Genomic DNA, 24,566 nt, shown 5'->3' on the forward strand with positions numbered 1-24,566 from the left:
ACTCGTCCGGGTCAGCGGGCGGCGGTCCGGCGGAGTTTGGCGTTGACGAACTCGCCCATGCCCCAGCGGCCCAGTTCCCGTCCGTATCCGGAGCGCTTGACGCCGCCGAAAGGCAAGCCGGGCAACGTCGTTCCGTGTTCGTTGACGTAGGCCATCCCGACCTCGAGACGGTCGGCGACCTCGGTGGCCCGGGGCAGGTCGGTGCTCCACACCGAGCCGCTCAGGCCGAAGCCGACGTCGTTGGCGATCCGCACCGCGTCGTCCACGGAGGCCGCGCGGTAGACCATCCCGACAGGTCCGAAGATCTCCTCGGTGTAGGCGTCCATCTCCGGGGTGATGTCGGTGAGGACCGCGGGCGAGAGGAACGCGCCGTCGCCGGGGGAGCCGCCGGTGCGCAGCGTCGCGCCCTGCCGCACCGCGGTATCGATCTGCTCGGCGACCGTGTCGCGGGCCGACACCGAGGACAGCGGGCCCATCTCGGTGTCGGGATCCGCCGGGTCCCCGACGACCGCGCGCTCGAACTCGGCCACCAGGCCGCGCACGAAATCGTCGTAGAGCTCGTCGAGGACGATGAAGCGCTTCGGCGAGTTGCACGCCTGACCCGCGTTCGACAACCGCGCCTGCGCGGCGATGCGGACGGTGCGGTCCATGTCCTCGGTGTCCAGCAGGACGAAAGGGTCGGAGCCGCCGAGTTCGAGGACCGATTTCTTCAGATTCTTCGCGGCCGTCGCGGCGACCGACGCGCCGGCCTTCTCGCTGCCGGTGAGCGACACCCCGCGGATCTCCGGCCGCGCCAGCAATTCGGCGACCTGGTCCGCGCTCGCGTACACGTTGATGTACACGTCGTCGGGGACGCCCGCTTCGTGCAGGACCTCGGCGATCAGCTGCGAGGAGGCGGCGCAGATCGAAGCGTGCTTGAGGACGATCGTGTTGCCCAGCAACAGGTTCGGTGCTACGAAGCGCGCGACCTGGTAGTACGGGTAGTTCCACGGCATCACGCCGACGAGCGGCCCGATCGGCAAGGTCTGCACCACCGACTCCTCTGCGCCCTGGGGGTCGAGGCGTTCGGTGGCGAGCAGGTCGGGGCCGTGCTCGGCGTACCAGCGATAGATGTCCGCGGACAGTTGCACCTCGCCCGCCGCCTGCTGCGCCGGTTTGCCCATCTCTCGCGTGATCACCGCCGCCAGCTCGGCCGCGCGCTTCTCGTACAGGTCCGCGGTCCGTGCCAGCGCGGCCGCGCGTTCGGCCACCGGCGTGCGCCGCCAGCTCTGGAATCCCGCGGCGGAACGCGCCGCGATACCGGGAATCCGGTCGTCGGCCAGGCCCGGGAATTCACGCTCGGTCGCGCCGGTGGTCGGGTTCGTCGTCACATAGCTGCTCACAACGCGCTCCTCCATGTCAGCGTCGGGTGCGAGTGGCCCGGTAGGCCACGTCGGCGCACTACCCCGCACACCGGGGGCTACGCACGGGCCGCTCGGCCTTCGCCTACGAGGCGGTGCGGGTTCGCGACAGGGCGCGCTCGCGGCGGGATCTGCTCGGCAGGGTTAGCCACAGCAGCATCCGCGTGATGCCGCGGGCTCGGGCGCGGCTGCGTTCGTCGAGGTCCAGCACCAGGTCCGACAACTCGCGGCCGAGGACTTCCGCGATGCGGCGGTCCACGTGACAGGCGATGGTCCTGGTCCAGAGCAATTGCGCCACAACGAATCCGACGATATGGACGATCACACCCAGGTCTGCCCACTGCCAGATCTCCAGGCTTCCGTCGACGCCGCCGCCGAGAAAGGAGAGCACCAGGTACGGCACGCTCACCACGAGCAGGGTGCCGACCACCGGCCGGTGCCGGGTCTCCCACAGCACGCCCAGGGTCGCGACGGCGCCCGCCAGCGCGGCCCACTGCTCGTCGGCGGAGAGCGTGCCGAACGCCGACCCGATCACCAGGACGGGCTGCCGCTTGCGAAACCGGGGCTGTATCCCGCCCAGGCTCCAGTTCGGCACCTTCCCTGCCGCCACATGCGGCGTCGGCGCACCGACCAGCGTCGCGAGTTCCGCAGCGCGACCGGAGATTTCCTCGAGATCCACCGACCAATGATCCCCGAGGCCGTCGCGGTTTCGGCCCCCGATTCGGCGTGAACTCCGTGACACTTACGCGCGGGGCCGTATCGCGGCTACTGTCGATTCCGTGACCTCACTCGATCCGGCGGCCCGGCGCGACGGGTTGCTGCGCGAGACCGATGGGCTTGCGGCGCTGTATCTTTCGGCCGACGATGCCGGGGTTCGGATTCCGACCTGTCCGGAGTGGACGCTGGCGAATCTGGTCGCGCACGTCGGCGGTGCGACGCGGTGGGCGGCGGCGATCATCGCCGAGCGGGCCACCGAGCGGGTCGAGTTCGCGCGGGTGCCCGGCGTGCGGCGGCCGCACGAGGTCGGGGAGGCCGCGCGGTGGCTGCGTGGTGGTGCGCGCGCGGTGGTGGATGCCGTCGACGCCGTCGGGTCCGAGACCCCGGTGTGGACGACCGCGGGGATCGTGCTGCCCGCGGAGTGGTGGATTCGGCGGCTGCTGCACGAGGCGCTCGCGCACCGCGCCGACGCCGCCCTCGCCCTCGGCCGCGAGGTCGAGATCGTCCCGGAACTCGCGGCGGACGGACTGGCGGAATTCTTCGGCCTCGTCACGGTGGTCACGCGGGCGCGGCCCCCGCTCGAAGCGGGACACAGCCTCCAGGTGCGCGCCACCGACACCGGCGACGTCTGGACCGTGTACCGCTCCGGCGACACCCTCACCTGCACCGACGACAGTTCCCCGGCGACGGTGACGATTCGGGGCACGGCCGCGGACCTGCTCCTGCTGCTGTTGCGCCGGATCCCCGCCGACGCCGCCGGACCCGCCACGACCGGAGATCCCGCCGTCCTCGCGACCTGGCTCGAACGCACCCGATTCTGACCGGCGGCGTCCAGCGTTTCTCCCGCCGAGCCGATAGCGGCTACATGCCGCCGGTCAGTGCCGGCGGAGCGGCGCGTGCTTCAGCTCGCGCAAGGCGGTTCGTAGTCCTTTTCGCCTGCCGGTCTCTGGGTCGACGCCGAAATGGGTTTGCATGCCTTCGCGAATCGCGAAGCGCAGCTCCGACGCGGTCTCCGGGGCATCGTCGGAGGTCGCGGAGAGCAAGGCGTTCGGGAGGGCGAGTTTGGCGATGGTGCGGAACGATTGGAGGTATTGGCGGCCGAGCGAACCGGTCGTGTACGGCAGGTCGTATTTGTCGCACAGCTCCCGGACCCGCACCGCGATCTCCTCGTAGCGATTGCTCGGCAGGTCGGGGAACAGATGGTGCTCGATCTGGTGACTGAGGTTGCCGCTCATGAAGCGCATCACCGGCCCGGCGCGAAAGTTGGCCGAGCCCAGCATCTGTCGCAGATACCAGCGCGGCTGATCCTCGGCCGCCAATTCCTCGGTGGTGAATTTCTCGGCGCCGTCGGGGAAGTGGCCGCAGAAGATCACCAGATACGCCCAGTAGTTGCGGACGATGTTGGCGGTGGCGTCGGCGGTCAGCGTGGTCTTCCAATTCCGCCCGGACAGCGCCGGGAAGATCAGGTAGTCCTTGGCCGCCTGCTTGCCGACCTTGGTGCCGATGATGCGCAGATCCTTGACGGCCTGCCGCCAGGTCTTCTCCTTGTTGCGCAGCTTCTCGACCTCGAGATGGTGCAGGGCGACGCCCCATTCGAAGAAGGTCCCGAGAATCAGGTTGTAGACCGGGTTTCCGATATTCCACCAGTGCCACGGCTGGTCGCGGGTGACGCGCAGGACGCCGTACCCGACGTCGTCGTCCATGCCGACGACATTGGTGTACTTGTGGTGGACGAAATTGTGCGAGTGTTTCCACTGCACGCTCGGGCAGGTGGTGTCCCACTCCCACGACGAGGAGTGCACCTCCGGGTCGTTCATCCAATCCCATTGCCCGTGCATCACATTGTGGCCGAGCTCCATGTTCTCGATGATCTTGGCCAGCGAGAGCATCACGGTGCCCGCGAGCCACGCGGGCCGCCGGTTGCTGAACATCAGGGTCGCGCGCCCGCCGACCGCCAGCAGGCGTTGCAGTGCGATGGTGCGGCGGATGTAGGTGGCGTCCCGCTCGCCGCGCGATTCCTCGATCTCGCGGCGGATGGCGTCGAGTTCGGCGCCCAGCGCCTCTACATCCTCGGGTGTGAGATGCGCGTAGGCATCAATGTCGGTGATGGCCATACAGTCTCCTAGAAATCGAGCGTGCACTCACCGGATACGCTGCTGATGCACGTCTGGATGCGTTCTCCTTCGCGTCGTTCCGCACCGGTGCGCAGGTCGCGCACGTAACCCCCGGCCAGCGGGACGACGCAGGTCTGACAGATGCCCATCCGGCATCCGAAGGGCAGTGCGATGCCCAGGTTCTCCCCGGCTTCGAGAAGCGTTGTCGCGCCGTCGATCTCGGCCTTCTTGCCGGAGACGGCGAAATGCACCGTGCCGCCCTCGCCGCCGTGATCGGTGCGGGCGATGGTGAACCGCTCGACGTGCAGGCGGTGGCGCAGCCCGCCGTTGTCGTAGTGCGACTCCATCGCGTCCAGCAGCGCCGGCGGCCCGCACGCCCAGCACTCCCGCTCGCGCCAGTCCGGCACCCACTCGTCGAGCCGGGCGACGTCGAATTTGCCGCGCTCCCTGGTGAGTTGGAGATTGAGATGGTAGCCGCGCGAGTCGGCGGCGAGCGTCTCCATCTCGTCGAGGAAGATGACGTCCTCGCGGGTGGGCGCGGAGTGGATGTGGCGGATGTCAGGGGTCTGCCCGCGCGTGGCGAGGGCGCGCAGCATCGCGATCACCGGGGTGATGCCGCTGCCCGCCGTGACGAACAGGATCTTGTCCGGAACCGGTTCGGGCAGATGGAAATCCCCCTTGGGCGCGGCCAGCCGGATGATGGTGTTCGGCGTGACGCCGTCGACCAGGTGGGTCGACAGGAAGCCGTCGGGGTTGGCCTTCACGGTGATCGAGATGGTCTTGTCCCGCGGCGAGCCGATGGAGGTGAGCGAGTAGGACCGCCAATGCCACCGGCCCTCGATCTGCAACCCGATGCCGACGTACTGACCGGGCCGATACGAGGCCGGGAAGCCCCAGCCGGTCCGGATGGTCACGGTGGCCGTGTCGGCGGTCTCCTTGACCACGTCGACGACCTTGCCGCGCAACTCGCGGGCGGTCCACAGCGGATTGGCCAGGCGCAGATAGTCGTCGGGCAGCAGCGGCGTGGTCGCCCGAGCCACCAGCCCGCGCAGGATGTTGATCTCCGGCCGGCGCGCGCCGACCCCCGCCGCGGGACGCTTGCTCCACTTCAACAGGTCCACAACAGCTACCCTCCTGTGTACAACCGTACACTGAACTTCCAGTGTGGCACAGTACACCGAAACGGCTCTGCCTGCGATTCGAGTCGCGAGAACCGAAAATCCGCATTACACAGCAGATCCGGTGGACATGCGTTCACTGATTTCTGCTCGACGTTCTCGACGTCCCGTCTTCGCAATAACCCGGCGGCGGGCCTCGAATCCACCGGCTCGCGCGGACGCTTGACCTTGTCACTGTGACAAGGTCTTCACTGGCTGTCGGAGGTGGTTCCCCGTGAACTCGACAGACGGAAATCAACAGGACACGCGCTTGCTCGACGCCCTGGGCGCCGGCGATTCGTCGACGCGGCTGCGGGCGGCGCTGACCGCCGGGACCCGCGCGGATCCCGGTTTCGCCGACGCGCTCGTGGCGAGATGCGCGGTCGAGCCGGACTTCTTCGTGCGCGACATGCTCACGTGGGCGCTGACCCGCCTCCCGGCGGAGCGCACGGTGCCGAAGCTGCTGGCGGAGTTGGGTTCCCGGCGGTCGCAGGCGCGCAGCCAGGCGTTGCACACGCTGTCCAAGATCGGGGATCCGGGCGCGTGGTCCGCGATCACGCCGTCGTTGCTGCGTGACGCGGACGAGGAGGTGGCGCGCAGTGCCTGGCGCGCCGCCGTCGTCCTCGTGCCCGAGGCGGAGCGGGCGCGCCTGGCGGCGGAGCTCGCCACCCAGTTCGGCAGGGGCGACCGGGAGCTACGGTTGAGCCTGAGCCGGGCGCTGGTCGCGCTCGGCGAGGCGATCGAACCGGTGCTGCGCACGGCGGGAGCGAGCGACGACCCGGAGGTGCGGGCGCACGCGGCGGCCACGCGGCGGCTGCTGCACGACCCCGACGCGGGATTCGATCTCGCCGTCGACGCGGCGCGGCGGGTCGTCGCGCTCGGACCGGACCGGGAGGAGACGACGACGTGCTGATCGGCGAGGTGGCGCGGCGCTCCGGGGTGAGCGCCCGGATGCTGCGCCACTACGACGCCCTCGGGCTGGTCCGCCCGACCGGCCGCACCGTGGGCGGGTACCGGGAGTACCGGCCCGAGGACGTCCGGCGGATCTTCCACGTCGAGGGCCTGCGTTCGCTGGGGCTGTCGCTGCGCGAGATCGGCCGCGCCCTCGACGATCCCGCGTTCGACCCGGCCACGCTGGTCGCCGATCTCATCCGCAAGACCGAGGAACGACTGCGGCGGCAGCGCGAACTGCTCGACCGGCTCCGCTCGGTCGACGCGGCCGGACCCGCCGACTGGCCGAGCGTCCTGCGCCTGGTCGAACTGCTGCACGGCCTCGGGTCGGAGCACGCCGCCCGCCGCCAGCAGGCCGTGCTCGCCCCGGCCGAGGACACGGCGATGCCCGCCGAACTGCTGGCCCAGGCCGTCCTCGCCGAACGGGACCAGAACGTCGCCGGCGCGCTGCGGTGGGCTCTCGCCCGCGCGGGCGGCGACGGCGCGGCGCTGCTGGCGTCCGGTCTCGAATCGCCGGACGCCGAGGTGCGGCGGCGCGCGGTGCTGGCCCTCGCCGAACTGCCGGGCGACGAGACGGCCGCACTGCTGACCGCCGCCCTCGGGAACGCCGACGAGACGGTCCGCCGGCACGCCGCGCTCACGCTGGGCGCGCGGGGTGAGACCGCCGCGGTGCCCGCGCTGATCGCCACGGTGGTCGCGGGACCCAACGACGTCGAGGCGGCCGAACTGCTCGGCGCGCTGGCCGCGGACGCCTCCTGGGCGGACCGGATCATGGCCGCGCTGGACGACGAGATCGCCACGCACGCAACCGATCCGGCCGCCCGGATCCGGCTCACCCAAGCGCTGGCCGAATTGCCGGGCACGCTGGCGCTGCCCACCCTGCGGCGGTTGTCCGACGACGACGACCGCGCCGTCGCGTTGCTCGCCACCGCCCTGGTGCGGGCACTCGACGAGCAGCAGTCCTGAGAGGTAGCGCTTCGGCCGCGCCGAATCGTCGCGCGCGTACGGACTTGGGGTAGGGGTCTACTCGCGACGCGCCCGCGAGGCCCGGCGGAGCATGCGGAAAGCGCGCACCCGCGCGTGCTTGTCAGCCGAAACGAGAGATCACCATGTCCGAGAAATTCTTGCTGCCGCCGCCGGGGCTGTTGCGAACCGAGACGCTGAACCTGGGCCCGGTCATCGAGCCGAAGTTCACCGACGCCAGGGATTGGGGCGAGCTGCTGCCGCCGGTGGCGACCACCCCGGTGGAATTCGAGTCGCGCAGCCTCGAGGCGATCGACGAGGCCGCTGCCATGGCTCCCGAGATCGCCTTGGCCGCAAGCGAAGTCGGCGAATTGATCGCCGGGAAGCGGTGCGGCGTCATCAGCGTCGGCACCCGGGCGACCGATCGCGACACCGAGTACCCGGTGGTCGTGCTGTACAACTACGACGACGACGTGACGGTGGAGGCGCTCGTCGACACCTCCGCGAAAGCCGTTGTCCGGGTGGGTACCTCGCGCACGCAGCCGGCCGTCAGCGACAAGGAGGAGCAGGACGCCATCGACCTGGTCCGGCGCGACGGACGGTTGCCGGGAGCGGGCATCGACGTCGCCACCGGCCGCGGCCTGATCGTCGAGGAGACCGACGTGCACAGCGCGCGGCACGGGCACCGGCTGGTCGACCTGCGCTTCGGCCCCGAGGACCGGCGGGTCCCCACCGCGTACGCCATCGTCGACCTGAGCGCCCGCGACGTCGCCGACGCGGGCGTGATCCCGGAGGGCAAACTGCCGGCCGGGTACGTCGGGGCACGGCCGAGCCGGGCCGCGGTACGGGCGGCCAGCGTGTCGGGCTCGGTGTCCTGGCCGCCCGAGGCGCCGGTGTGGACGTTCGGCTGGGACGTCATCGACGGCAACAGCGAGGCCATCGCCTTCCGCGACGTCTACTACCGCGGCAAGAAGGTGCTGTACAAGGCGAGCGTGCCGATGATCCGAGTGCAGTACGACCAGGGCGGCGGGCCCTACAAGGACCAGATGAGCACCGGCAACATGCAACGCCCGGTCGCGGTGTACGAAGGCAGCCCGGGAGACGGCTTCCGGTTCCTGGTGGTGGAGAGCTATCACATCATCGGCCGCTACCGCCTGCTCAACCGCTGGATCTTCCGCGACGACGGCATCATCCTGCCGCAGATGTACAGCGCCGGATTGCAGCATCCCTACAACCATCGCCACCACGTGTACTGGCGGTTCGATTTCGACATCGACGGCGCGGCCGACAACCTTGTGCTGCAGCACCTGCCGACCGGCCAGGACTGGGGATACGGTCCGGGGTGGCAGCCCAAGACGACCGAGGTCGCCGCGACCCACGCCGGCGACAATCGGTGGGCGGTGCTGAACAAGGCCACCAACCGCGGCTTCCTCGTCGACAAGGGACCCTTCGACGGGACCAGCGACTGGTTCTCCCGGCTGGACGTGGCCGTCGTGGCCTACCACGGCGAGGAGGATCTGCGCGGCGCGCTCGGCACCTCCACCGACGACCAGCTCGGACTGCACCTCAACGGCGAGAACGTCGACGGTCAGGACACGGTGATGTGGTACGTCGCCCACCTTGCGCACGAGGCGCACGACGGTGGCGACGAGTGGCACGTGTGCGGGCCGATCCTGCGGCACTTCCGCTACTGAGGCCGCCGCACCCCGCCCCGGCGATGTCACTACCGAACGGGTACTTCCGTTTGGTGTGCGTCACAGCCGGGGCGGTGTCCGCCGGAGTGTGATTACAGTTGCACAGGCTGGCGTTTGGGAAGCACGCTCGGCGGTAGCTACTCTTTGCGGGTTCATTCCAATCGAGGATGAGGACCGTGAAAACGCTTCCCGCAGTTGTCATTACCGTGCTCGTCGGCTCCATGGTCCTGCTGTGCGGACACCCCGCGCACGCCGAACCCGCCACCCCGCCACCACCGGGGATCGCCGGCCCGTCGCCGCTCCAGCAATGGATCGACGACACCGTTCCCGCACCGCAACTGGCCCCGTCGCCCGAACATCCCGCCGGGGCGAACCGGTCCGCGCTGTGGCACGCCATCCTGTCCGCCCCGACCGGCGACCCCACCTTCGACGCCTGGCCCGCCGATCTCGCGCAGCTGAGCCCGGGGGAGGTCATCGAGACCCGCGACGTGACGGCGACGGCCGCCGGGTTGATCAACGCCCCGATCGCTCGGGCGTTGCTGGTGAAGTACCGATCCACCTCCGCGACGGGCACGCCGTCGTTCGGCACCGCGACCCTGCTCGTCCCCGCCGCGCCGTGGGACGGGCCCGGTCCCCGGCCCGTGGAGGTGGACACGCTGCCGATCAACGCGCTGGGCCTGGAGTGCACCCCGGGCTACATGATCGCGCACGGCGACCGGGACAACAACGGCATCAACGTCTTCCTGCCGGGCGTGGCCACGGCGCTGACCAAGGGCCACGCCATCCTGATCCCCGATCACGAGGGCCCGCTGGTGTCCTACGCCGAGCCCACCGTCGCCGGGCACATGACCCTCGACGCGATCCGGGCCGTCCGGTCGCTGTTCCCGGACGAATTCGCCGCCAGCCGCTATGCCGTGACCGGCTACTCGGGCGGGGCGATCGCCTCCTACGCGACGACGATGCTGCTCGGCGAGTACGCGCCCGAACTGTCGGAGGTGCTGGTGGGCGCGGTCGTGGGCGGACTGGTGACCGATTACGGCGCGGTGGCGCACGTGTTCAACGGGCGCAGCGCCTCCGGAATCCTGCTGTCGGTGTCGCTGGCGATCGCGCGCGAACACCCGGAGATGTTGCGGTACATGAACAATCTCGCGCAGTGGGTGGCGACCTCCCCGCTGAAGAACATCTGCGGCGAGGCCGACGGGCCGCTCGGCGCGGTCGGCATCCCCATGGAGGTCGCCGCGAACATCGACAATCCGCTGGAGAGCGACATCGCCGCGCACATCGAGCGGCTGACCGACCTGACCGACCGGAAATCCGCTGTGCCGCTGTACATCTACCACGGCGCCGACGATTTCTGGATCCCCATCCAGGGTCCGCGCGAGATGTACCGGCAACAGTGCGCGCTCGGCGTGCCCGCCGAATTCCGCACGGTGCCGGGTGAACACGTGTCCGCGATGATCAGCGGAGCGGGCGGTGCGATCGACTGGATCGACGCGCGGCTGCGTGGGGAGCCCGCTCCCGACGAGTGCTCGTAACCGCGGCGGCGGCGTAAGACGAATGCGCCCGCCTGCTCCTCCGTCGGGAGGGCAGGCGGGCGCGTTGTCGTTGCGGGCTAACGGATTTCGCGGCGGGTCAGCATTCGCTCGGCGCGGGCTCGCCGCGCAACCGCGCGAGCAGCCAGTCGTCGAGCAGAGGGGACCCGGTGGCGTAACCGATCAGATGCTCGCCCGGCACGACTCGGAAGACGGCCGGCACGCCCTTGCCGCACTGCTGCCGGTGCATGCGCTGGGCGTCCTCGAGCGGAATCCAAGGGTCGTGCGCGCCGTGGTAGATGAACAGCGGCACAGCGGATTTGCGATCCGTGAGGTCCAGTTTGGCGAACATCGCGTCGGCCAGCGGGCCCTCGAGCGAGTTGCCGACGGTGGCCGCGACGTCCATCGGGAAGCCGACCACGCCGAGCGGGCCGTCGGCGTCGCCGCAGATGTCCTTGATCGGCGAGGTCGCCACCCACTGCGCGAGATGATTCATGTACGGCACCATCTCGGCGTGCTCGCGGGCGACCGCCAGCGCCACCGACAGCAGGATCCCGGAGGAGATGTTGCCGTTGAAGCGGTGGGCGACATTCCTGTTGTCGGTGACCAGACCGCCCGCGGCCGCCCCCACGACGGCCTCGGCCAGCTCCGGCGCGTACTCGTCGAGCAGCATCGCCGTCGCGTAGGCGGCGATCGCCCCGCCCGAGTAGCCGCTGACCACGAAGTGGCTGTCGGCGAACCGATTCGAGTCCGCCGTGCGGGTCGCGCGGATCGAGTCGAGGATCACGTGCCCCGCGACGTTCGGTTCGGCATAGGCCATCAGCGGGCCCTCGTGGTCGGGCACGAGCACCGCGTGACCCTGGCCCAGCGCCCACCAGATGGACGGCATGAACACGGTGAGGTCGGTGTTGGGCTTGTCGAGCAGTCCGTGCGACATCTGGAAGCCGGGCGTGCAGTGCGTGCCGAGGGAGTTGATCGGCAGCGCGTTCACCTCCACCGGCTGCGGCCCCGGCCCGGCCCACGGGGCCGCCGGGGTGATCAGGGTAGCGGTGCCGAACGACGGCGTGCCCGACGCCGAGGTGGACCGGAACTTCAGCAGCTCGGCGCGGGCGATCGGGGTCGCCATGCGCGCGGCCGTGGCCGTGGTGACGTCACGGGATTCGATGATCTGCCCGGGGCTCAGCTGTTCGAGGTGGTCGGGCCAGGCGTCGAAGATCGGGTCTCCGGTGGGCGTGGACAGGATCGCTTTCCACAGGGCGGCTTGGTCGCTGCCGGCGGGATGCTCGGGCGCGGAGGCCAGCGGCGGCGCGGGGATGGTGTCGTCGATCCACTGCTGGAGCGGGGACGGACCGGCCACGCCCGGTAGCGGCGTCGACGGCGGGGGGAGGGGCGGTTCGGCGTGCGCGGGGTGTCCGCCCAGCAGGACCATTGAGCTGACGAGCACGGTAACGACTACTGCGGGAAGCGTTTTCACGGTCCTCATCCTCGATTCGAATGAACCCGCAAAGATTAGCCATCCGGCCGGGAGCTACCAAACGGTTGCTTATGCGACTGTAATCAGCGGTTAAAACGGCCGGGGTGAGATGTGACGCGTCCCAATGGATCGCGCGCCGGTGCTGTGAGATGTGTGCTCGACCGCGGGAGAATGCCCGGTCGGATACCGACCGAACGGTATTGCGGGTCGGTGCAACAGCGTCCGGTATGCTACTCCGGTTAGCCTAACCGAACTCGCGCACTGTCGCGGGGGTCGGTGCGTTCGATCGGTGGATAGGGGTTTCGACGATGGAACTTGTCGCGTCGGCTCCGACGGTCGCCACCCAGCTCTTCGGCAGCGGTCTGCTGGGCGTTCGCGAAGGGCTCGAGACGGGCATCGTCGTGATGGTCCTGGCCGCCTTCCTCGTGAAGTCCGATCGCCGCGACGGCCTGAAGTGGCTGTGGGCGGGGGTGGCCGCGGCGGTGGTCATGGTGCTGACGATCTTCGCGGTGATCCACTACGGCACCTCGACGGTCGACGGGTTGGCGGCCGAGGCGATCGCGGGCGTGGCCTCGCTGGTCGCGGTGGTCGTGGTGACCCTGATGGTGCTGTGGATGCGCTCGGCCGCGGCGCACATCTCACAGGACCTGAAGCGCGGCATGGCCCGGGCGTTGCAGGGCGGCGGGTTCGCGATCCTGTTCCTGGCGTTCCTCGCGGTCGGTCGCGAGGGTGTCGAGACCGCGCTGCTCATGGTCGGCTACGCCGAGAACACCTCCGGCAGCAGCTGGCCGCTGGTCGGGCTGGTCGGCGGCGTCGCGATCGCGGCGGTGCTGGCGGTCCTCATGTACTACGGCGCGATCCGGATCGACCTGGCGATGTTCTTCCGCTACACCGGCGCGTTCCTGGTCGTGGTCGCCGCGGGCATCCTCGGCTACGGCGTGCGGGCGCTGCAACTGGTCGGCTGGCTGCCGGGCGGGGACCGGACGGCGTTCGACATCTCCGCGCATTTCGACCAGTCGTCGTGGTACGGCACGGTGCTCGCCGGCATCTTCAACTTCCGGCCGGATCCCACTGTGCTGCAAGCGATCGCGTGGGTCGGCTATCTGGTGATCGTGCTGGCGCTGTTCCTGCGGCCGGTGCGGCCGGTGCGGGACACGACGGCGGACGCGACCGAGCGAGTGCAGACTCCGGCCCGCTGACGCGCCGGGATGAGGGAAGGAATGAACCAGCAGTGAAACTTACGGCTGCCCCCGTGCGAACTGCCGCCGCGGCGACCCTGGCGGTCACCGGGCTGCTCCTGACGACCGCCTGCACGGAGAAATCGCAGGCCGGCGCGGGCGATATCGCGGTGACCTCCACCGACTCGGCGTGCGAGCTGGGCGGCTCGTCGGCGTCTACGGGGAACATCACCTTCGACGTCGCCAACCACGGCTCGAAGGTCACCGAGTTCTACGTGTTCGGCAGCAACAACCGGGTGATCGGCGAGGTCGAGAACATCGGGCCGGGCGTCTCGGGCAAGCTGACCGTGGAGATCACCGACCCGGGCACCTACGAGACCGCCTGCAAGCCGGGCATGGTCGGCAACGGGATCCGCCAGCAGCTGACCGTCACCGGCGAGAAGAAAGCCAAGACGGAGGTGCCGGCCGACGTCGACCAGGCCGAACAGCGCTATCTCGAGTACGTGCGCGGTCAGCTCGACGGGCTGGTCGCGCAGACCGGGTCGTTCGTCGCCGCGGTGAAGTCGGGCGATCTCGCCGGCGCGCGTAGCCAATTCGGCATGGCCCGGACGTTCTACGAGCGGATCGAGCCGGTCGCGTCGTCGTTCCCCGATCTGGACCCGAACATCGACATGCGCTGGGACGACACCGAGAACGGCACCCAGCCCTTCATCGGCTTCCACCGGCTCGAGCGATTCCTGTGGCCGCCCAAGCAGAGTGACGTCGGCGAGAAGGGCGACAGCATCGCCCCGGCCGACCTCGCCAATGCCGCCACCGACACCAAGCCCGCCATCGACGCCGAGGCGGATGCCTTGCTCGCCAACGTCACCAAGCTGCGGGACGAGGTGGCGAAGCCCGACTTCGTGTTCGAGACCCAGTCGTTCGTCAAGGGGCCGCAGGCGCTGATCGACGAGGTCGCGCAGACCAAGGTCGGCGGCGAGGAGGACCGGTATTCGCGCACCGACCTGTGGGATTTCGCCGCCAACATCGACGGCTCGGAAACCTTGATCGCCAACCTGCAGCCGATGATCGCGGCGAAGGACCCCGCGCTGATGGACAAGATCACCGGTCAGTTCCAGGCGGTGCGCGACGCGATCAACCAGTTCCGCAGCGGCGACGGTTACGTCGCCTACAACACCGTGACCGATCAGCAGCGAAAAGCGTTGTCCGACAAGATCGATGTGTTGTCGGCGACGCTCAGTCAGGTGCCCGGTCTGATTCTGGGCCAGTGAGCGACAGGAAGAGTCGGCGATGAGCGACACCGAAGACCCGGCCGCGGCGCGCACAACCGGTGCGGCGGGACGATTCTCCCGGCGCGCACTGCTCGGCGCGACCGGTGCGAGCGTGGCCGTCGGCGCGGCGGCGGGCGCTGCGGCCGGTGCCTTCGGCGTCGCCACGCAACCGCAGGGCGCCGATCGGGCGGTGCCGTTCCGCGGTGCGCGCCAGGCCGGGATCACCACCGCGGTGCAGGACCGCCTGCACTTCGCGGCGTTCGACGTGATCACCGACTCCCGCGACGAACTCGTCGACATGCTGAAGCGGTGGACCGTGGCGGCCGAGCGGATGACCCGCGGCGAGGAGGCGGTCCCGGGCGGCGCGACCGACCACGGCGCGCACCGGCCGCCCGCCGATACCGGTGAGGCACTGGAGCTTTCGGCCGCGTCGCTCACGCTGACCATCGGGTTCGGGCCGGGGCTGTTCGGGCCGACGGCCGACGCTCCGGCACGGCGCGACCGGTTCGGCCTGGCCGCGCGCAAACCCGCGGCGCTGGCCGACCTGCCGGTGTTCGCCAAGGACGCGATCGAGCCCTCCCGCAGCTACGGCGACCTCTGCATCCAGGCCTGCGCCGACGACCCGCAGGTCGCGGTGCACGCCATCCGGAACCTGTCGCGGCTGGGGCTCGGCGTGGTCAGCGTGCGCTGGTCCCAGCTCGGGTTCGGCCGCACCTCCAGCACCACGCAGACACAGGCGACGCCGCGAAACATGTTCGGGTTCAAGGACGGCACCGCGAACCTCAAGGCCGAGGAGACCGACCTGCTCGACCGCTGGGTGTGGGTGCAGGAGGGTGACGACCGCCCCGAGGCGCGGTGGATGACCGGCGGTAGCTACCTGGTCGCGCGGCGCATCCGCATGGACATCGAGCCGTGGGACCGGGCCTCGCTGTCGGAGCAGGAGGACGTGATCGGCCGCACGAAGCGGGAGGGCGCGCCGCTGGGACAGACCCGCGAATTCGACACACCGGATTTCCTCGTCACCTCGGGGCACAGCCCGGTCATCCCCGCCACCGCGCACGTGCGTCTGGCGCATCCGGACAACCTCGGCGGCGTGCAGCTGCTGCGCCGCGGCTACAACTTCACCGACGGCTCCGACGGTTTCGGCCACCTGGACGCCGGACTGTTCTTCATCGCGTACTGCCGCAACCCGCACAACCAGTTCGTGCCCATGCAACGCGCCCTCGCCAACAAGGACGCGATGATGGAATACATCACCCACACCGGCTCCGCCCTGTTCGCCTGCCCGCCCGGCGTCGCCGAGGGCCAGTGGTGGGGCCAGGCCCTTTTCGAGAGCTGACGCCGACTCGCTAACCGCCTGCCCGGCGCACCATCTCGGCGATCCAGACCGGGGCGTACGGGGAGGTGCAGTTCGGCGGTGTCGGATAGTCCGCGAGCACGCGCAGGCGTTCGCCGATGCCGATCGCCCGGGCGCGCAGATCGGGGTGCTCGATGCCGATCCGGGCGAGGCAGTGGTTCATCTCCCACTGGAGACGGTCCGGCGCGTCCTTCATCTCGGCCTCGATGCGGTCGAGCAGGTGCGCGAGGTCCAGGCCGTCCGGGCGTTTCGCCACGCGTTCGGCGGTCAGCGCCCAGCCTGCGGCGGCGACCGCGGGATCCGGGTCGTCCGACCACGCCAGGCGCAGGTCCTCGGCGTGCGGACTCTTCTTCGCCACGTAGTTGACGAGCCAGTCGTGCACCTTCGGCGTGCGGGCGCCGCGCACCATGGCGTCCAGCTCGTCGCGCCCGAACGCTTTAGGACGGCAGATCAGGGTGGCCAGCAGCTTCGCCGCGGTGTCGTCGGTCTTCCACAGCGCGCGGGCGAGGTCCTGCTGTGTCTTCAGCCGTTTCGCGATCGCGCGCAGCTTGCTCAGGTTCACGCCGTGGTCGTCGCCGTGCTTCTCGTTCACCGCGCGCGCCTTCGGATCCTCGAGTGCGGCCAGTTCGGCCAGCACCTCGGATACCGTCGTCTCCGTCACCGCGGGGCCTCCCGTCCGTTCGCGTGCGGCCCAGCCTACGAGGTGTTCTCCGGCGCGGCCTTCGATCGAAGGTGTTGGCTGGAGGTGTGCTGGGTATGGAGGGGGCATGACATCTCTGAGTTCGGTCGAGCGGTTGCTGGGCGAGCTCACCGCCCGGTACGGGTCGGTGGAGGCGATGTTCGAAAGCTTGGATCTGCTACGGGCCGATCCGGGTGCGCCGACCGCGGTGCTTCCGGTGGTGGCCGCCGCGAGTGGCGGCCGGCACCGCGCGCGGTGACAATGGCCGCTGTCGCGGCGGGCCCGGAGGTGCTCGGCCCGCGGTGACGGCGGAGAGGGGAGGACGGTTGTGAGGATGGAACCCACTGTCGACGTGCGGCGGGCCCGCGACGCGCTCGTGCGCGCGCAGGCCTTCGCGGCGTCGGCTCGCCGCATCGTCGAGCGCGACCGCGAGAACCAGGTCGCCGCCCGCGCGAGCATGCTCCGCGCCGGGCAGCGCCAGCGCGACACCGCCGCCCGCCTCGCCGACCTCCAGGCGTCGCACCGGGAATTCCTGCGGACCCTCGGCGACCGCCCGGCCGCCTGAACGTCGCCGGTGCCGTACGGTCGGTCGAGTCCTACGGAGCACGTGACAGGAGCAGCGCATGCCGATCGAACTCGACCTCACCGCCGACGAACTGCTGTCCACGACGCGGGCCGTGCGCAAGCGCCTGGATCTGGATCGTCCGGTGCCGCGGGAGGTCGTGCGGGAGTGCATCGAGCTGGCGGTGCAGGCTCCGAGCGGTTCGAACCGGCAGGGCTGGCACTGGGTGGTGGTCACCGACGCCGAGAAGCGGCGCGGGCTGGGTGAGCTGTACCGCCGTGGCTTCGAGGCGTACGCGGCTTCGCCGGAGTACCCCGGGAATCGGCCCGCGAGCGACCCCGAGGCCGACGCGGTGCGGCAGCGGGTGGCGGGTTCGGCGGCGTATCTGGCCGAGCGGATGGGCGAGGTGCCGGTCCTGATCGTCCCGTGCCTGTCGGGACGGGTCGACAACGCGCCGAGCGCGCGCAGCGCGTCGTTCTGGGCCTCGCTGTTCCCGGCGGTGTGGAGCTTCTGCCTGGCGGCCCGCTCGCGCGGTCTCGGAACCGCCTGGACCACACTGCATCTGGGCTACGAGCGGGAGGCGGCCGACCTGCTCGGCATCCCCTACGAGCAGGTGTCGCAGGGCGCGCTGCTGCCCCTCGCGTATACGAAGGGCACGCGCTTCAAGCCCGCCGCCCGCAACGACCTGGACGGGATCGTGCATTTCGACAGCTGGTGAGAGCTGCCGCTACGACCGCGCCGCCCGCGCTCGTCTGCGCCGAGGAACTCCACGAGGCGCTGGCGGCGGGGCGCGGCGTGCGGTTGTAAGTTTCCCTTCGTTCTCGGTCGAAACCGCGTACGGCCTGTGATCTTTCCAGTTATGTTAATGGGGATTCTGACCGGTTCGCAATGAGGAGAACGACATGAACGTGTGGATTCTGATCCAGGGTCTGCTCTACCGCTTGGACATGGGGTCGGCCGGGTTCGGCGGCCTGTAGGTCTTGTGATCGCGGTCACGCTGTGCTGTCATCGAGATACTGAGATACACGGAATGTATCTCTGTATCTATTTCTCGATGAAGAGGTCGACAGCATGGATGGGCTCGGACTCAGCAGACGTGACGCGTTGCGGGCAGGCGGCGGATTCTTGGGGGCCGTCGGTGCGCTCGCGCTGGGTGCGCGGACGGCACGGGCGGAACCGTGGACGTGGTCGCCGGACGGTTCGGTGGTGGGCAGCGGGGAAGGCGCCGATCCGCTCGGGGTCTGGGACGACCGGGCCGACCCGGTCCTCGCCGACATCCTCGAGCACGCCGACGTGCCGCAGGTCAACCGGCTGTTGCAGGGCTGGACGCGCAACGACCAGCCCCTCCCGGCCGGGCTGCCGCCAAATCTGCGCGATTTCATCGAGGAGGCCCGCCGGCTGCCGGACTGGGCCGATCACGGCAAATTGGCCACCTCGTTCGAATTCAACAAGAAGCGCGGCACCTACCTCGGTGTGCTCTACGCCTTCGCCAGCGGGATGATGTCCACGGTCATTCCGCACGAGGCGCGGGCGGTGTACTACTCGCGCGGCGGTTCGCATCTGAAGGACCGGATCACCAAGACCGCGAAACTCGGATACGACATCGGCACGGTCGACGCCTACGCCCCGAGCGGCCAGATGATCGTGACCTGCGTCAAGACCCGGATCATCCACGCGGCCGTGCGGCATCTGCTGCCGCAGTCCCCGCACTGGCCGGCGGAGCACACGCCGATCAGCCAGGACGACATGATGGTCACCTGGCACAGCCTGCCCACGACCATCGTGCGCACCTTCCGTGCCTGGAACGTGCCGATCCCCGCCGCCGAATCCGAGGCGTACCTGCACAGCTGGCAGTTGGCCGCACATCTGCTGGGCATCCGCGACGAATACATCCCGGCCTCCTGGGACCAGGCCGAGTCGCAGGCCCGGCAGGTGCTCGACCCGATTCTGGAGCCGACGCCGGAGGGTATCGATCTCGCGCACAAACTGCTCGATCTCGGCGTCAATCTCGATCTCACGCTGCTGAGCAAGCCGATCCTGGGCGCGTTCACCCGGTTCGTGCTCGGTGACAAGATCGCCGACTGGCTCTACATCACCCGGGAGCCGGTGTGGGATCCGCTGCTGCGGTTCAGCTGGGGACCGTTCGTGGCGGTGCGCGAGGGCATTCTCAACATCGTGCCGCCGACGGAGAACGCCTACTGGATGTTCGACGAATTCCTGCGCCAATTCGCGCTGTGGTACCTCGCCGAATTGCGGATGCCCATCAGTATCGAGATCCCGCAGACGAACCGGTAATTCGGCTGCGCACCGCTGCCACCCCGGGCGCGCCGGCCCGGGGTGTCAGCGCAGTCCGAGGCTGTGGTCGGTCGGCGGCACGGACTCCCCGGTGGTCGGCGCGGGCAGCGCGACGTCGGCGCCCAGCCCCATCTCCGCCGCGGACGTACGCACCGCGTCCACCACCAGCAGCAGCGCGGCCCGGCGCGCGGTGTTGGTGCGGTAGGCCAGCGACACGGTCCGGGTGAGGACGTCGCCGAGCGCCACGATGTCCACGCCCGGCGGGCGCAGCGCCAGGCCGAGATCCGACACCAGCGTCACGCCCAGTCCGGCCGCGACCATCGCCATCGCCGTCGCCTGCTCCTCGACCTCGTGGTCGATGCGCGGTTCGAGCCCGGCCGACTGGAACGCCAGCCGGACCGCGTGCCCGAAATTCGACCGGGCGGGAGCGAGGATCCACGGATGCTCGGCCAGTTCGGCCAGCGTCACGCTGGCCGCCGGGACCGCGCCCGCGGGGACGGCCGCGTGCAGCCGCTCGACCGCGATGATCGCGCGCTCCAGGCTGCGGTCCCAGGTCATCGGATAGTTCGAGTAGTCGAGCACGAACGACAGGTCCAGGCTGCCGTCGCGCACCGCCGCGGCGGTTGCCTCGGGCGCAAGTTCCTTGGTACGCACCAGGATTCCGGGATGGGTGCGCGCCAGCGCGGTCAGCGCGTCGGGCAGCAGGCCCGAGGCCACCGAGGCCCACACGCCCGCGGTGAGCTTCGCGGTCACCGATTCGCCGGCCTCCTCGAGGGCCTGGGTGGCGCGCTCGACCGCGGCGAGGATCTCCTCCGCGTGCTCGGCGAGCAGCACGCCGAGATCGGTCAGTTGCACCCGCCGGCCCCGCCGCTCGAACAGCCGGGTGCCGACATCCCGTTCCAGCTGCGCGAGCTGCTGCGATACCGCCGACGCGGTGTAGTGCAGCGCCGTGGCGGCGGCCGTGATGGTGCCGCGCCGGTGTAGTTCCCGCAACATTCTCAGACGAGGCAGCGACAGGTCCATGAAAACGAGCCTAAGGGGAACGGCAAGCGGGCGGCACTTGCCTGACCTGGTGAGGAGGGCCACCGGCGCGCCTTGTGCAGCAACGCTGAACACGGCCGTGAACGAACCGTAAATAGACGTACGGCCGGGTGCGAACGCAGTCTGGTGACATCGGATTCGAGCCATCGGCCAGGGACGACGAGGTCCGGACGGGAAATTTGCGCGACTCGGCGTTCCCCGTGGCGGTGGCGGCCCGATCGAGCAGGAAGAGGAGGTAGTTCGCCGTGACGACGTTGCAGAACCCGGCCGGGGAGACCCCGCAGTTGACCGCGCAGACCGTCCCGACCGTCCCCATGGCCGCAGCCGTCGCCGTACCGGCGGTGCGCCGATCCGAGCCGTACATGCGGCTGCAGTGGACCGACGCGCACACCGGCGCCGTCGGCTACCTGGTGGTGCACACGTTGCGCGGCGGGCTGGCCACCGGCGGCACCCGGATGCGGGCCGGCTGCACCCTGACCGAGGTCGAGGACCTGGCGCGCGGCATGGCCAACAAGACCGCCACCTTCGACCTGCCCATCGGCGGCGCCAAGGGCGGCATCGACTTCGACCCCAAGGACCCGCGCGCGGTCGAGGTGCTGGAGCGCTTCTGCGAGGCCATGCGCCCGTGGCTCGACTCGCACTGGGTGACCGCGGAGGACCTGGGCGTCCCGCAGCACCTGATCGACGAGGTCTTCGACAAGCTCGGCCTCGGCCAGAGCTACCACGCCGCGATCCGCCGCGCCGCCGACCCGGCCGCCACCCTGGAACGGGTCCGGCGCGGGCTGAACGCGGCGGTCGAGGGCGGCTTCCTGCTGGGCGACGTGATCGGCGGCTACGGTGTCGCGCACGCCTGCCTGGCCGCCGCGGTCTCCTGGGGCCGGCCTCCCGCCGAGACGACCGTCGCGATCCAGGGCATCGGCACCATGGGCGGCTCGGCGGCCTACTACCTGCACGAGGCGGGCATGAAGGTCACCACCCTGGCCGACGCCGCCGGCACCCTGCACTGCGCCGACGGGCTGGACGTCCCGGCGCTGCTGGAGCTGCGCGACGGTTTCGGCGAGGTCGACCGGTCCCGCCTGCCCGCCGGCATCGAGCAGCTGCCGCGCACCGCGATCCTGTCCGCCGACGTGGATATCCTTGTGCCCGCGGCGATCTCGTACGCGATCACGCCGGACAACTCCTACGACATCCGGGCCCGCGTCATCGTCGAGGCCGCCAACGCCGCCACCACGCCGGAGGCGGAGGCCATGCTCGCCGCCCGCGGCATCCCGGTGCTGCCCGACTTCGTCGCCAACGCCGGCGCGGTGGCCTGGGCCTGGTGGCTGCTGCTCGGCGAGGTCGACGACACCCCGGAGAACTCCTTCGACCGGCTCCGCACGATCATGCACGGCAAGGTCGCGCAGCTGCTGTCCGCGTGGACCGACGGCGGCGTCACCCCGCGCGAGACCGGGCACCGCTGGGCCGACGACCCGGCGCCGATCGCCGGGGCGGTCGTCATTCCCTGAGTCGCGGTGCGGCGGACGGGGTTCGACTTGTTGTATGTGAGAGTCGTCCGCGTCCGCCACTGTGATCTACTCCGGAGATCTCCGGCGACCGGGTCCGCGCGTGTCGATACCGCTTAACGTCCACTGGGCACAGCACAGTGGTTCGGAAGGTGGCACAGGGCGTGGTCGGTAGTAGCCAGGCGAAGCTCGATGAACTGGTCAAACTCCTGGCGATCGCCGCGGAACCGGCGGGCGAGGCCGGGGTGGCGAAGCGGCGGAAGAAGGGCATCCCCAGCGTCCGCGAGCGGATAAACATGCTGCTCGACCGGGGCACCTTCGTCGAAACCGGCGCGCTGGCACGCCAACCCGGACAGCCCGACGCCCTCTACGGCGACGGCCTGGTGACCGGGCGCGGCGCGATCGACGGCCGCCCGGTGGTGGTGATCGCCCACGACCAGACGGTGTACGGCGGGTCGGTCGGCGTCACGTCGGCGCGCAAGTTCGTGCGCGCGCTGCGGCTGGCCTACGACAACGCCTGTCCGGTGGTGACGATCAACGACTCCGGCGGCGCCCGCATCCAGGACGCGGTGGGTTCGATCGCCTCGTTCGGCGACATCTCCCGCGCGCTCGAGCGCCTGTCGGGGTATGTGCCGCAGGTGTCGATCATCCTGGGCAAGTGCGCGGCCGGTTCGGTGTACGGGCCGATCAACACCGATGTGCTGATCGGCACCGAGGATTCGTACATGTTCGTCACCGGTCCGGAGGTGATCAAGGCCGTCAACGGCGAGGACATCTCCGCGGCGGAACTGGGCGGGGCGAAGGTGCAGGCCGAACGCGGCACCCTGCACCACGTCGCCGCCACCGAGCGGGAGGCCTACGAGTGGGCGCGCGCCTACCTGAGCTACTTCCCGTCCAGCTGCGTGGACCAGCCGCCGATCGTCAATCCCGGCCTGGAGCCGGAGATCACCGACACCGACCGCGAACTCGACCGGATCATCCCGGATTCCGACCGCGCCGGCTACGACATGCACGAGATCCTGCTGCGCATCTTCGACGACGGCGAATTCCACGAGGTGCGTGCGGCTTTCGCGCCCAACCTGATCACCGGGTTCGCCCGCGTCGACGGCGCGCCGGTCGGCGTGATCGCGAATCAGCCACTGGTGCTGGGCGGTTCGATCGACGCCGCCTGCTCGGACAAGTCGACCTACTTCATCCGGCTCTGCGACGCCTTCGGGATCCCGCTGGTGTTCGTCGCCGACACCCCGGGCGTGCTGCCCGGCCTCGAGGAGGAACGCAACGGCGTGATCATCCGCGGCGGCCGCGTGCCGCGCGCGATCATCGAGGCGACCGTCCCGATCGTCAATCTCGTGGTGCGCAAGTCCTACGGCGGCGCGTACGGCATGATGGCCGCCCGCCAGGTGGGCGCCGACATCAGCCTGGCCTGGCCGACGGCGCGGATCGCCGTGATCGGCGCGGAGAGCGCGGTGGACCTGGTCGGCAAGCGCCAGCTCGCTGCGATCCCGGAGGAGCATCGCGCCGCGGCCCGGGAATTCATGATCAACCAGTACAACGAGACCGTCGCCACGCCGTGGATCGCCGCCGAACGCGGCTACATCGACGCCGTCATCGAACCCGCCACCACCCGCCTGCAGATCCGCAAGGCCCTGCACCTGCTCCGCAGCAAACGCCCCACCACCCCGCAGGCCAACCCGCGCAAGCACCCGCTCTATCCCATGTGAGGCAAGGGGATTCGGTCACGCGGGGGAGACGTGGGCGGCGTCGCCGGGCGCGCGCGCCGGTTCGGCGACGCGGCGGATCTCCTCGGCCACCAGGCGCGGTTCACGCAGCAGCACATAGTGGTCGGAGTGTTCGGCCACCACGTGGCGGCCGCGCGGGGAGCGGGCGGCGCTGCGGGCGTGCGCCTCGTTGAGGGTGCGGCGCAGTTCCTCGTCGACGCCGTTGCCGGGGCGGCCCGCCGAGATCACCGTGACGGCGAGATCGCCCAGCCGCGGCGGGTTCTCGCGGTAGGCGGCCAGGTCGTCGAGATAGGTGCGCTGCTGGTCGGCGAAGGTCCGCATGGCCCGGGTGGTGAAGCCCTCGCGGCGCAGGTCGCGGCGGGCGTCCGGCGGGAGCGGCGCGGTGATCGAGCGATAGAACAAGCGCAGCAACCGCATTCGCGCCGCGAGCACCGCCAGCGCCACCGTCCGCCGCTCCGCCTTGCGCACGGCGGGACCGAACAACGCCTGCTGGCCCTCGTCGGTCGGGTCGACCAGGACGAGTCCCGCCACCCGCTCGGGTCGCGCGGCCGCCGCGGCCCGCACGATCGGCCCGCCCGCGCTGTGCGCGACCAGCACGTACGGCCCGGGCCCGAAGTGGTCGAGCACCTCGCCGAGATCGGTGGCCATCCGGTCCAGGGTCCGCGACCGCGGATCGGGCTCGCTGCGGCCCAGACCCGCACGGTCGTAGACGATCGCGCGCGACCATTCCCCGACCAGCGGCTGGATCAGCGCCCACAGCGACCGGTTCACCGCGGCGCCGGACTCGAACACGACCGCCGGCGCCCGCGAGTCCGCCGGGCCGGGCAGCACCATCGCGTGCAACCGGCGGCCGTCGGAGGTCGTGACCCAGACACTGTCCCCTTGCGTGTGACGCTCGGACCTCGGCGGTTCGGCCTTCGGCACCGGTACACCCTTCCCT

The 24,566-nt window shown here is 70.2% G+C and carries 22 protein-coding genes; 14 read left to right on the plus strand and 8 right to left on the minus strand.

The features are described from left to right. Positions 1-11: 11 nt before the first annotated feature. On the minus strand, positions 12-1,382 hold the full coding sequence (locus tag IU476_RS26620) for an NAD-dependent succinate-semialdehyde dehydrogenase (RefSeq protein ID WP_195104544.1): 1,371 nt from the start codon (positions 1,380-1,382) through the stop codon (positions 12-14). A 103-nt stretch (positions 1,383-1,485) separates the two neighbouring features. Next, positions 1,486-2,079 (minus strand): hypothetical protein, encoded by a 594-nt coding sequence (locus tag IU476_RS26625; protein WP_195104546.1) that lies wholly within the window; start codon positions 2,077-2,079, stop codon positions 1,486-1,488. Between the two features lie 100 nt (positions 2,080-2,179). Here IU476_RS26625 and IU476_RS26630 point away from each other — a divergent pair, with 100 nt between their 5' ends. Further along, positions 2,180-2,938 (plus strand): maleylpyruvate isomerase family mycothiol-dependent enzyme, encoded by a 759-nt coding sequence (locus IU476_RS26630; protein ID WP_324194327.1) that lies wholly within the window; start codon positions 2,180-2,182, stop codon positions 2,936-2,938. Between the two features lie 54 nt (positions 2,939-2,992). Here the strand turns inward: IU476_RS26630 and IU476_RS26635 are convergent, their stop codons facing one another. Beyond that, positions 2,993-4,231, minus strand: coding sequence for a fatty acid desaturase family protein (locus IU476_RS26635; RefSeq protein WP_195104548.1), 1,239 nt, complete (start codon positions 4,229-4,231; stop codon positions 2,993-2,995). Positions 4,232-4,239: 8 nt separating this feature from the next. Continuing rightward, positions 4,240-5,352, minus strand: a complete 1,113-nt coding sequence (locus IU476_RS26640) for a ferredoxin reductase (protein ID WP_195104551.1) — start codon at positions 5,350-5,352, stop codon at positions 4,240-4,242. Positions 5,353-5,623: 271 nt separating this feature from the next. Between IU476_RS26640 and IU476_RS26645 the strand changes: the two genes are divergently transcribed. From IU476_RS26645 to IU476_RS26660, 4 genes are all read left to right on the plus strand, one after another. Next, complete coding sequence (locus IU476_RS26645; protein WP_195104553.1) at positions 5,624-6,301, plus strand: HEAT repeat domain-containing protein; 678 nt, start codon at positions 5,624-5,626, stop codon at positions 6,299-6,301. Continuing rightward, positions 6,295-7,305 carry a MerR family transcriptional regulator gene (locus IU476_RS26650; protein ID WP_195104554.1) on the plus strand — a complete coding sequence of 337 codons (1,011 nt, stop codon included), beginning with the start codon at positions 6,295-6,297 and terminating at the stop codon, positions 7,303-7,305. The genes IU476_RS26645 and IU476_RS26650 overlap by 7 nt, the downstream gene beginning before the upstream one ends. Positions 7,306-7,448: 143 nt before the next feature. Further along, the gene (locus IU476_RS26655; RefSeq protein WP_195104555.1) at positions 7,449-8,996 is read left to right on the plus strand and encodes a hypothetical protein; all 1,548 of its coding nucleotides are present in this window, start codon (positions 7,449-7,451) and stop codon (positions 8,994-8,996) included. 176 nt (positions 8,997-9,172) lie between these two features. Beyond that, positions 9,173-10,531 carry a lipase family protein gene (locus tag IU476_RS26660; RefSeq protein WP_324194328.1) on the plus strand — a complete coding sequence of 453 codons (1,359 nt, stop codon included), beginning with the start codon at positions 9,173-9,175 and terminating at the stop codon, positions 10,529-10,531. 97 nt (positions 10,532-10,628) lie between these two features. Here IU476_RS26660 and IU476_RS26665 read toward each other — a convergent pair whose 3' ends face one another. Further along, on the minus strand, positions 10,629-12,002 hold the full coding sequence (locus IU476_RS26665) for a lipase family protein (protein WP_324194329.1): 1,374 nt from the start codon (positions 12,000-12,002) through the stop codon (positions 10,629-10,631). A gap of 308 nt (positions 12,003-12,310) precedes the next feature. Between IU476_RS26665 and efeU the strand changes: the two genes are divergently transcribed. Genes efeU through efeB form a run of 3 tightly spaced genes read left to right on the plus strand, consistent with a single transcriptional unit; the run spans position 12,311 to position 15,790 of the window. Beyond that, the gene (efeU, locus tag IU476_RS26670; RefSeq protein WP_195104556.1) at positions 12,311-13,201 is read left to right on the plus strand and encodes an iron uptake transporter permease EfeU; all 891 of its coding nucleotides are present in this window, start codon (positions 12,311-12,313) and stop codon (positions 13,199-13,201) included. A 53-nt stretch (positions 13,202-13,254) separates the two neighbouring features. Then, entirely contained in the window at positions 13,255-14,451 is a 1,197-nt protein-coding gene (gene efeO, locus IU476_RS26675) for an iron uptake system protein EfeO (RefSeq protein WP_324194331.1), read from the plus strand. A gap of 19 nt (positions 14,452-14,470) precedes the next feature. Beyond that, the gene (gene efeB / locus IU476_RS26680; RefSeq protein WP_195104559.1) at positions 14,471-15,790 is read left to right on the plus strand and encodes an iron uptake transporter deferrochelatase/peroxidase subunit; all 1,320 of its coding nucleotides are present in this window, start codon (positions 14,471-14,473) and stop codon (positions 15,788-15,790) included. Between the two features lie 10 nt (positions 15,791-15,800). Here efeB and IU476_RS26685 read toward each other — a convergent pair whose 3' ends face one another. Further along, positions 15,801-16,469, minus strand: a complete 669-nt coding sequence (locus tag IU476_RS26685; protein ID WP_324194333.1) for a DNA alkylation repair protein — start codon at positions 16,467-16,469, stop codon at positions 15,801-15,803. Between the two features lie 106 nt (positions 16,470-16,575). On the opposite strand from IU476_RS26685, the gene IU476_RS26690 reads away from it, so the two are divergent. From IU476_RS26690 to IU476_RS26705, 4 genes are all read left to right on the plus strand, one after another. Next, positions 16,576-16,746 (plus strand): hypothetical protein, encoded by a 171-nt coding sequence (locus tag IU476_RS26690; protein WP_195104561.1) that lies wholly within the window; start codon positions 16,576-16,578, stop codon positions 16,744-16,746. A 75-nt stretch (positions 16,747-16,821) separates the two neighbouring features. Further along, positions 16,822-17,052: a hypothetical protein gene (locus tag IU476_RS26695; RefSeq protein ID WP_195104562.1), complete on the plus strand. Its 231-nt coding sequence runs from the start codon at positions 16,822-16,824 to the stop codon at positions 17,050-17,052. Between the two features lie 64 nt (positions 17,053-17,116). Continuing rightward, positions 17,117-17,767, plus strand: coding sequence for a nitroreductase family protein (locus IU476_RS26700; RefSeq protein ID WP_195104796.1), 651 nt, complete (start codon positions 17,117-17,119; stop codon positions 17,765-17,767). A gap of 353 nt (positions 17,768-18,120) precedes the next feature. After that, positions 18,121-19,344, plus strand: a complete 1,224-nt coding sequence (locus tag IU476_RS26705) for an oxygenase MpaB family protein (RefSeq protein WP_195104563.1) — start codon at positions 18,121-18,123, stop codon at positions 19,342-19,344. A 45-nt stretch (positions 19,345-19,389) separates the two neighbouring features. Here the strand turns inward: IU476_RS26705 and IU476_RS26710 are convergent, their stop codons facing one another. Continuing rightward, positions 19,390-20,367 carry a LysR family transcriptional regulator gene (locus IU476_RS26710; RefSeq protein WP_195104564.1) on the minus strand — a complete coding sequence of 326 codons (978 nt, stop codon included), beginning with the start codon at positions 20,365-20,367 and terminating at the stop codon, positions 19,390-19,392. Positions 20,368-20,630: 263 nt separating this feature from the next. Between IU476_RS26710 and IU476_RS26715 the strand changes: the two genes are divergently transcribed. Together IU476_RS26715 and IU476_RS26720 are read left to right on the plus strand one after the other, a co-directional pair. Beyond that, complete coding sequence (locus IU476_RS26715) at positions 20,631-21,890, plus strand: Glu/Leu/Phe/Val dehydrogenase dimerization domain-containing protein (protein ID WP_438944074.1); 1,260 nt, start codon at positions 20,631-20,633, stop codon at positions 21,888-21,890. A 161-nt stretch (positions 21,891-22,051) separates the two neighbouring features. Beyond that, positions 22,052-23,608, plus strand: a complete 1,557-nt coding sequence (locus IU476_RS26720) for an acyl-CoA carboxylase subunit beta (protein ID WP_195104801.1) — start codon at positions 22,052-22,054, stop codon at positions 23,606-23,608. Between the two features lie 15 nt (positions 23,609-23,623). On the opposite strand, the gene IU476_RS26725 is transcribed toward IU476_RS26720, so the two are convergent. Next, positions 23,624-24,550, minus strand: coding sequence for an alpha/beta fold hydrolase (locus IU476_RS26725; RefSeq protein WP_324194334.1), 927 nt, complete (start codon positions 24,548-24,550; stop codon positions 23,624-23,626). Positions 24,551-24,566 lie beyond the last annotated feature (16 nt).

Source organism: Nocardia blacklockiae, from assembly GCF_015477355.1.
Lineage (GTDB): Bacteria > Actinomycetota > Actinomycetes > Mycobacteriales > Mycobacteriaceae > Nocardia > Nocardia blacklockiae.

What these genes read in the sequence shown, in the direction of transcription:
- IU476_RS26635 (WP_195104548.1), bottom strand. Translation starts at nt 4,231, where the DNA reads ATGGCCATCACCGACATTGATGCCTACGCGCATCTCACACCCGAGGAT.
- IU476_RS26655 (WP_195104555.1), top strand. Translation starts at nt 7,449, where the DNA reads ATGTCCGAGAAATTCTTGCTGCCGCCGCCGGGGCTGTTGCGAACCGAG.
- efeU (WP_195104556.1), top strand. Translation starts at nt 12,311, where the DNA reads ATGGAACTTGTCGCGTCGGCTCCGACGGTCGCCACCCAGCTCTTCGGC.
- efeB (WP_195104559.1), top strand. Translation starts at nt 14,471, where the DNA reads ATGAGCGACACCGAAGACCCGGCCGCGGCGCGCACAACCGGTGCGGCG.
- IU476_RS26690 (WP_195104561.1), top strand. Translation starts at nt 16,576, where the DNA reads ATGACATCTCTGAGTTCGGTCGAGCGGTTGCTGGGCGAGCTCACCGCC.
- IU476_RS26695 (WP_195104562.1), top strand. Translation starts at nt 16,822, where the DNA reads ATGGAACCCACTGTCGACGTGCGGCGGGCCCGCGACGCGCTCGTGCGC.
- IU476_RS26705 (WP_195104563.1), top strand. Translation starts at nt 18,121, where the DNA reads ATGGATGGGCTCGGACTCAGCAGACGTGACGCGTTGCGGGCAGGCGGC.
- IU476_RS26710 (WP_195104564.1), bottom strand. Translation starts at nt 20,367, where the DNA reads ATGGACCTGTCGCTGCCTCGTCTGAGAATGTTGCGGGAACTACACCGG.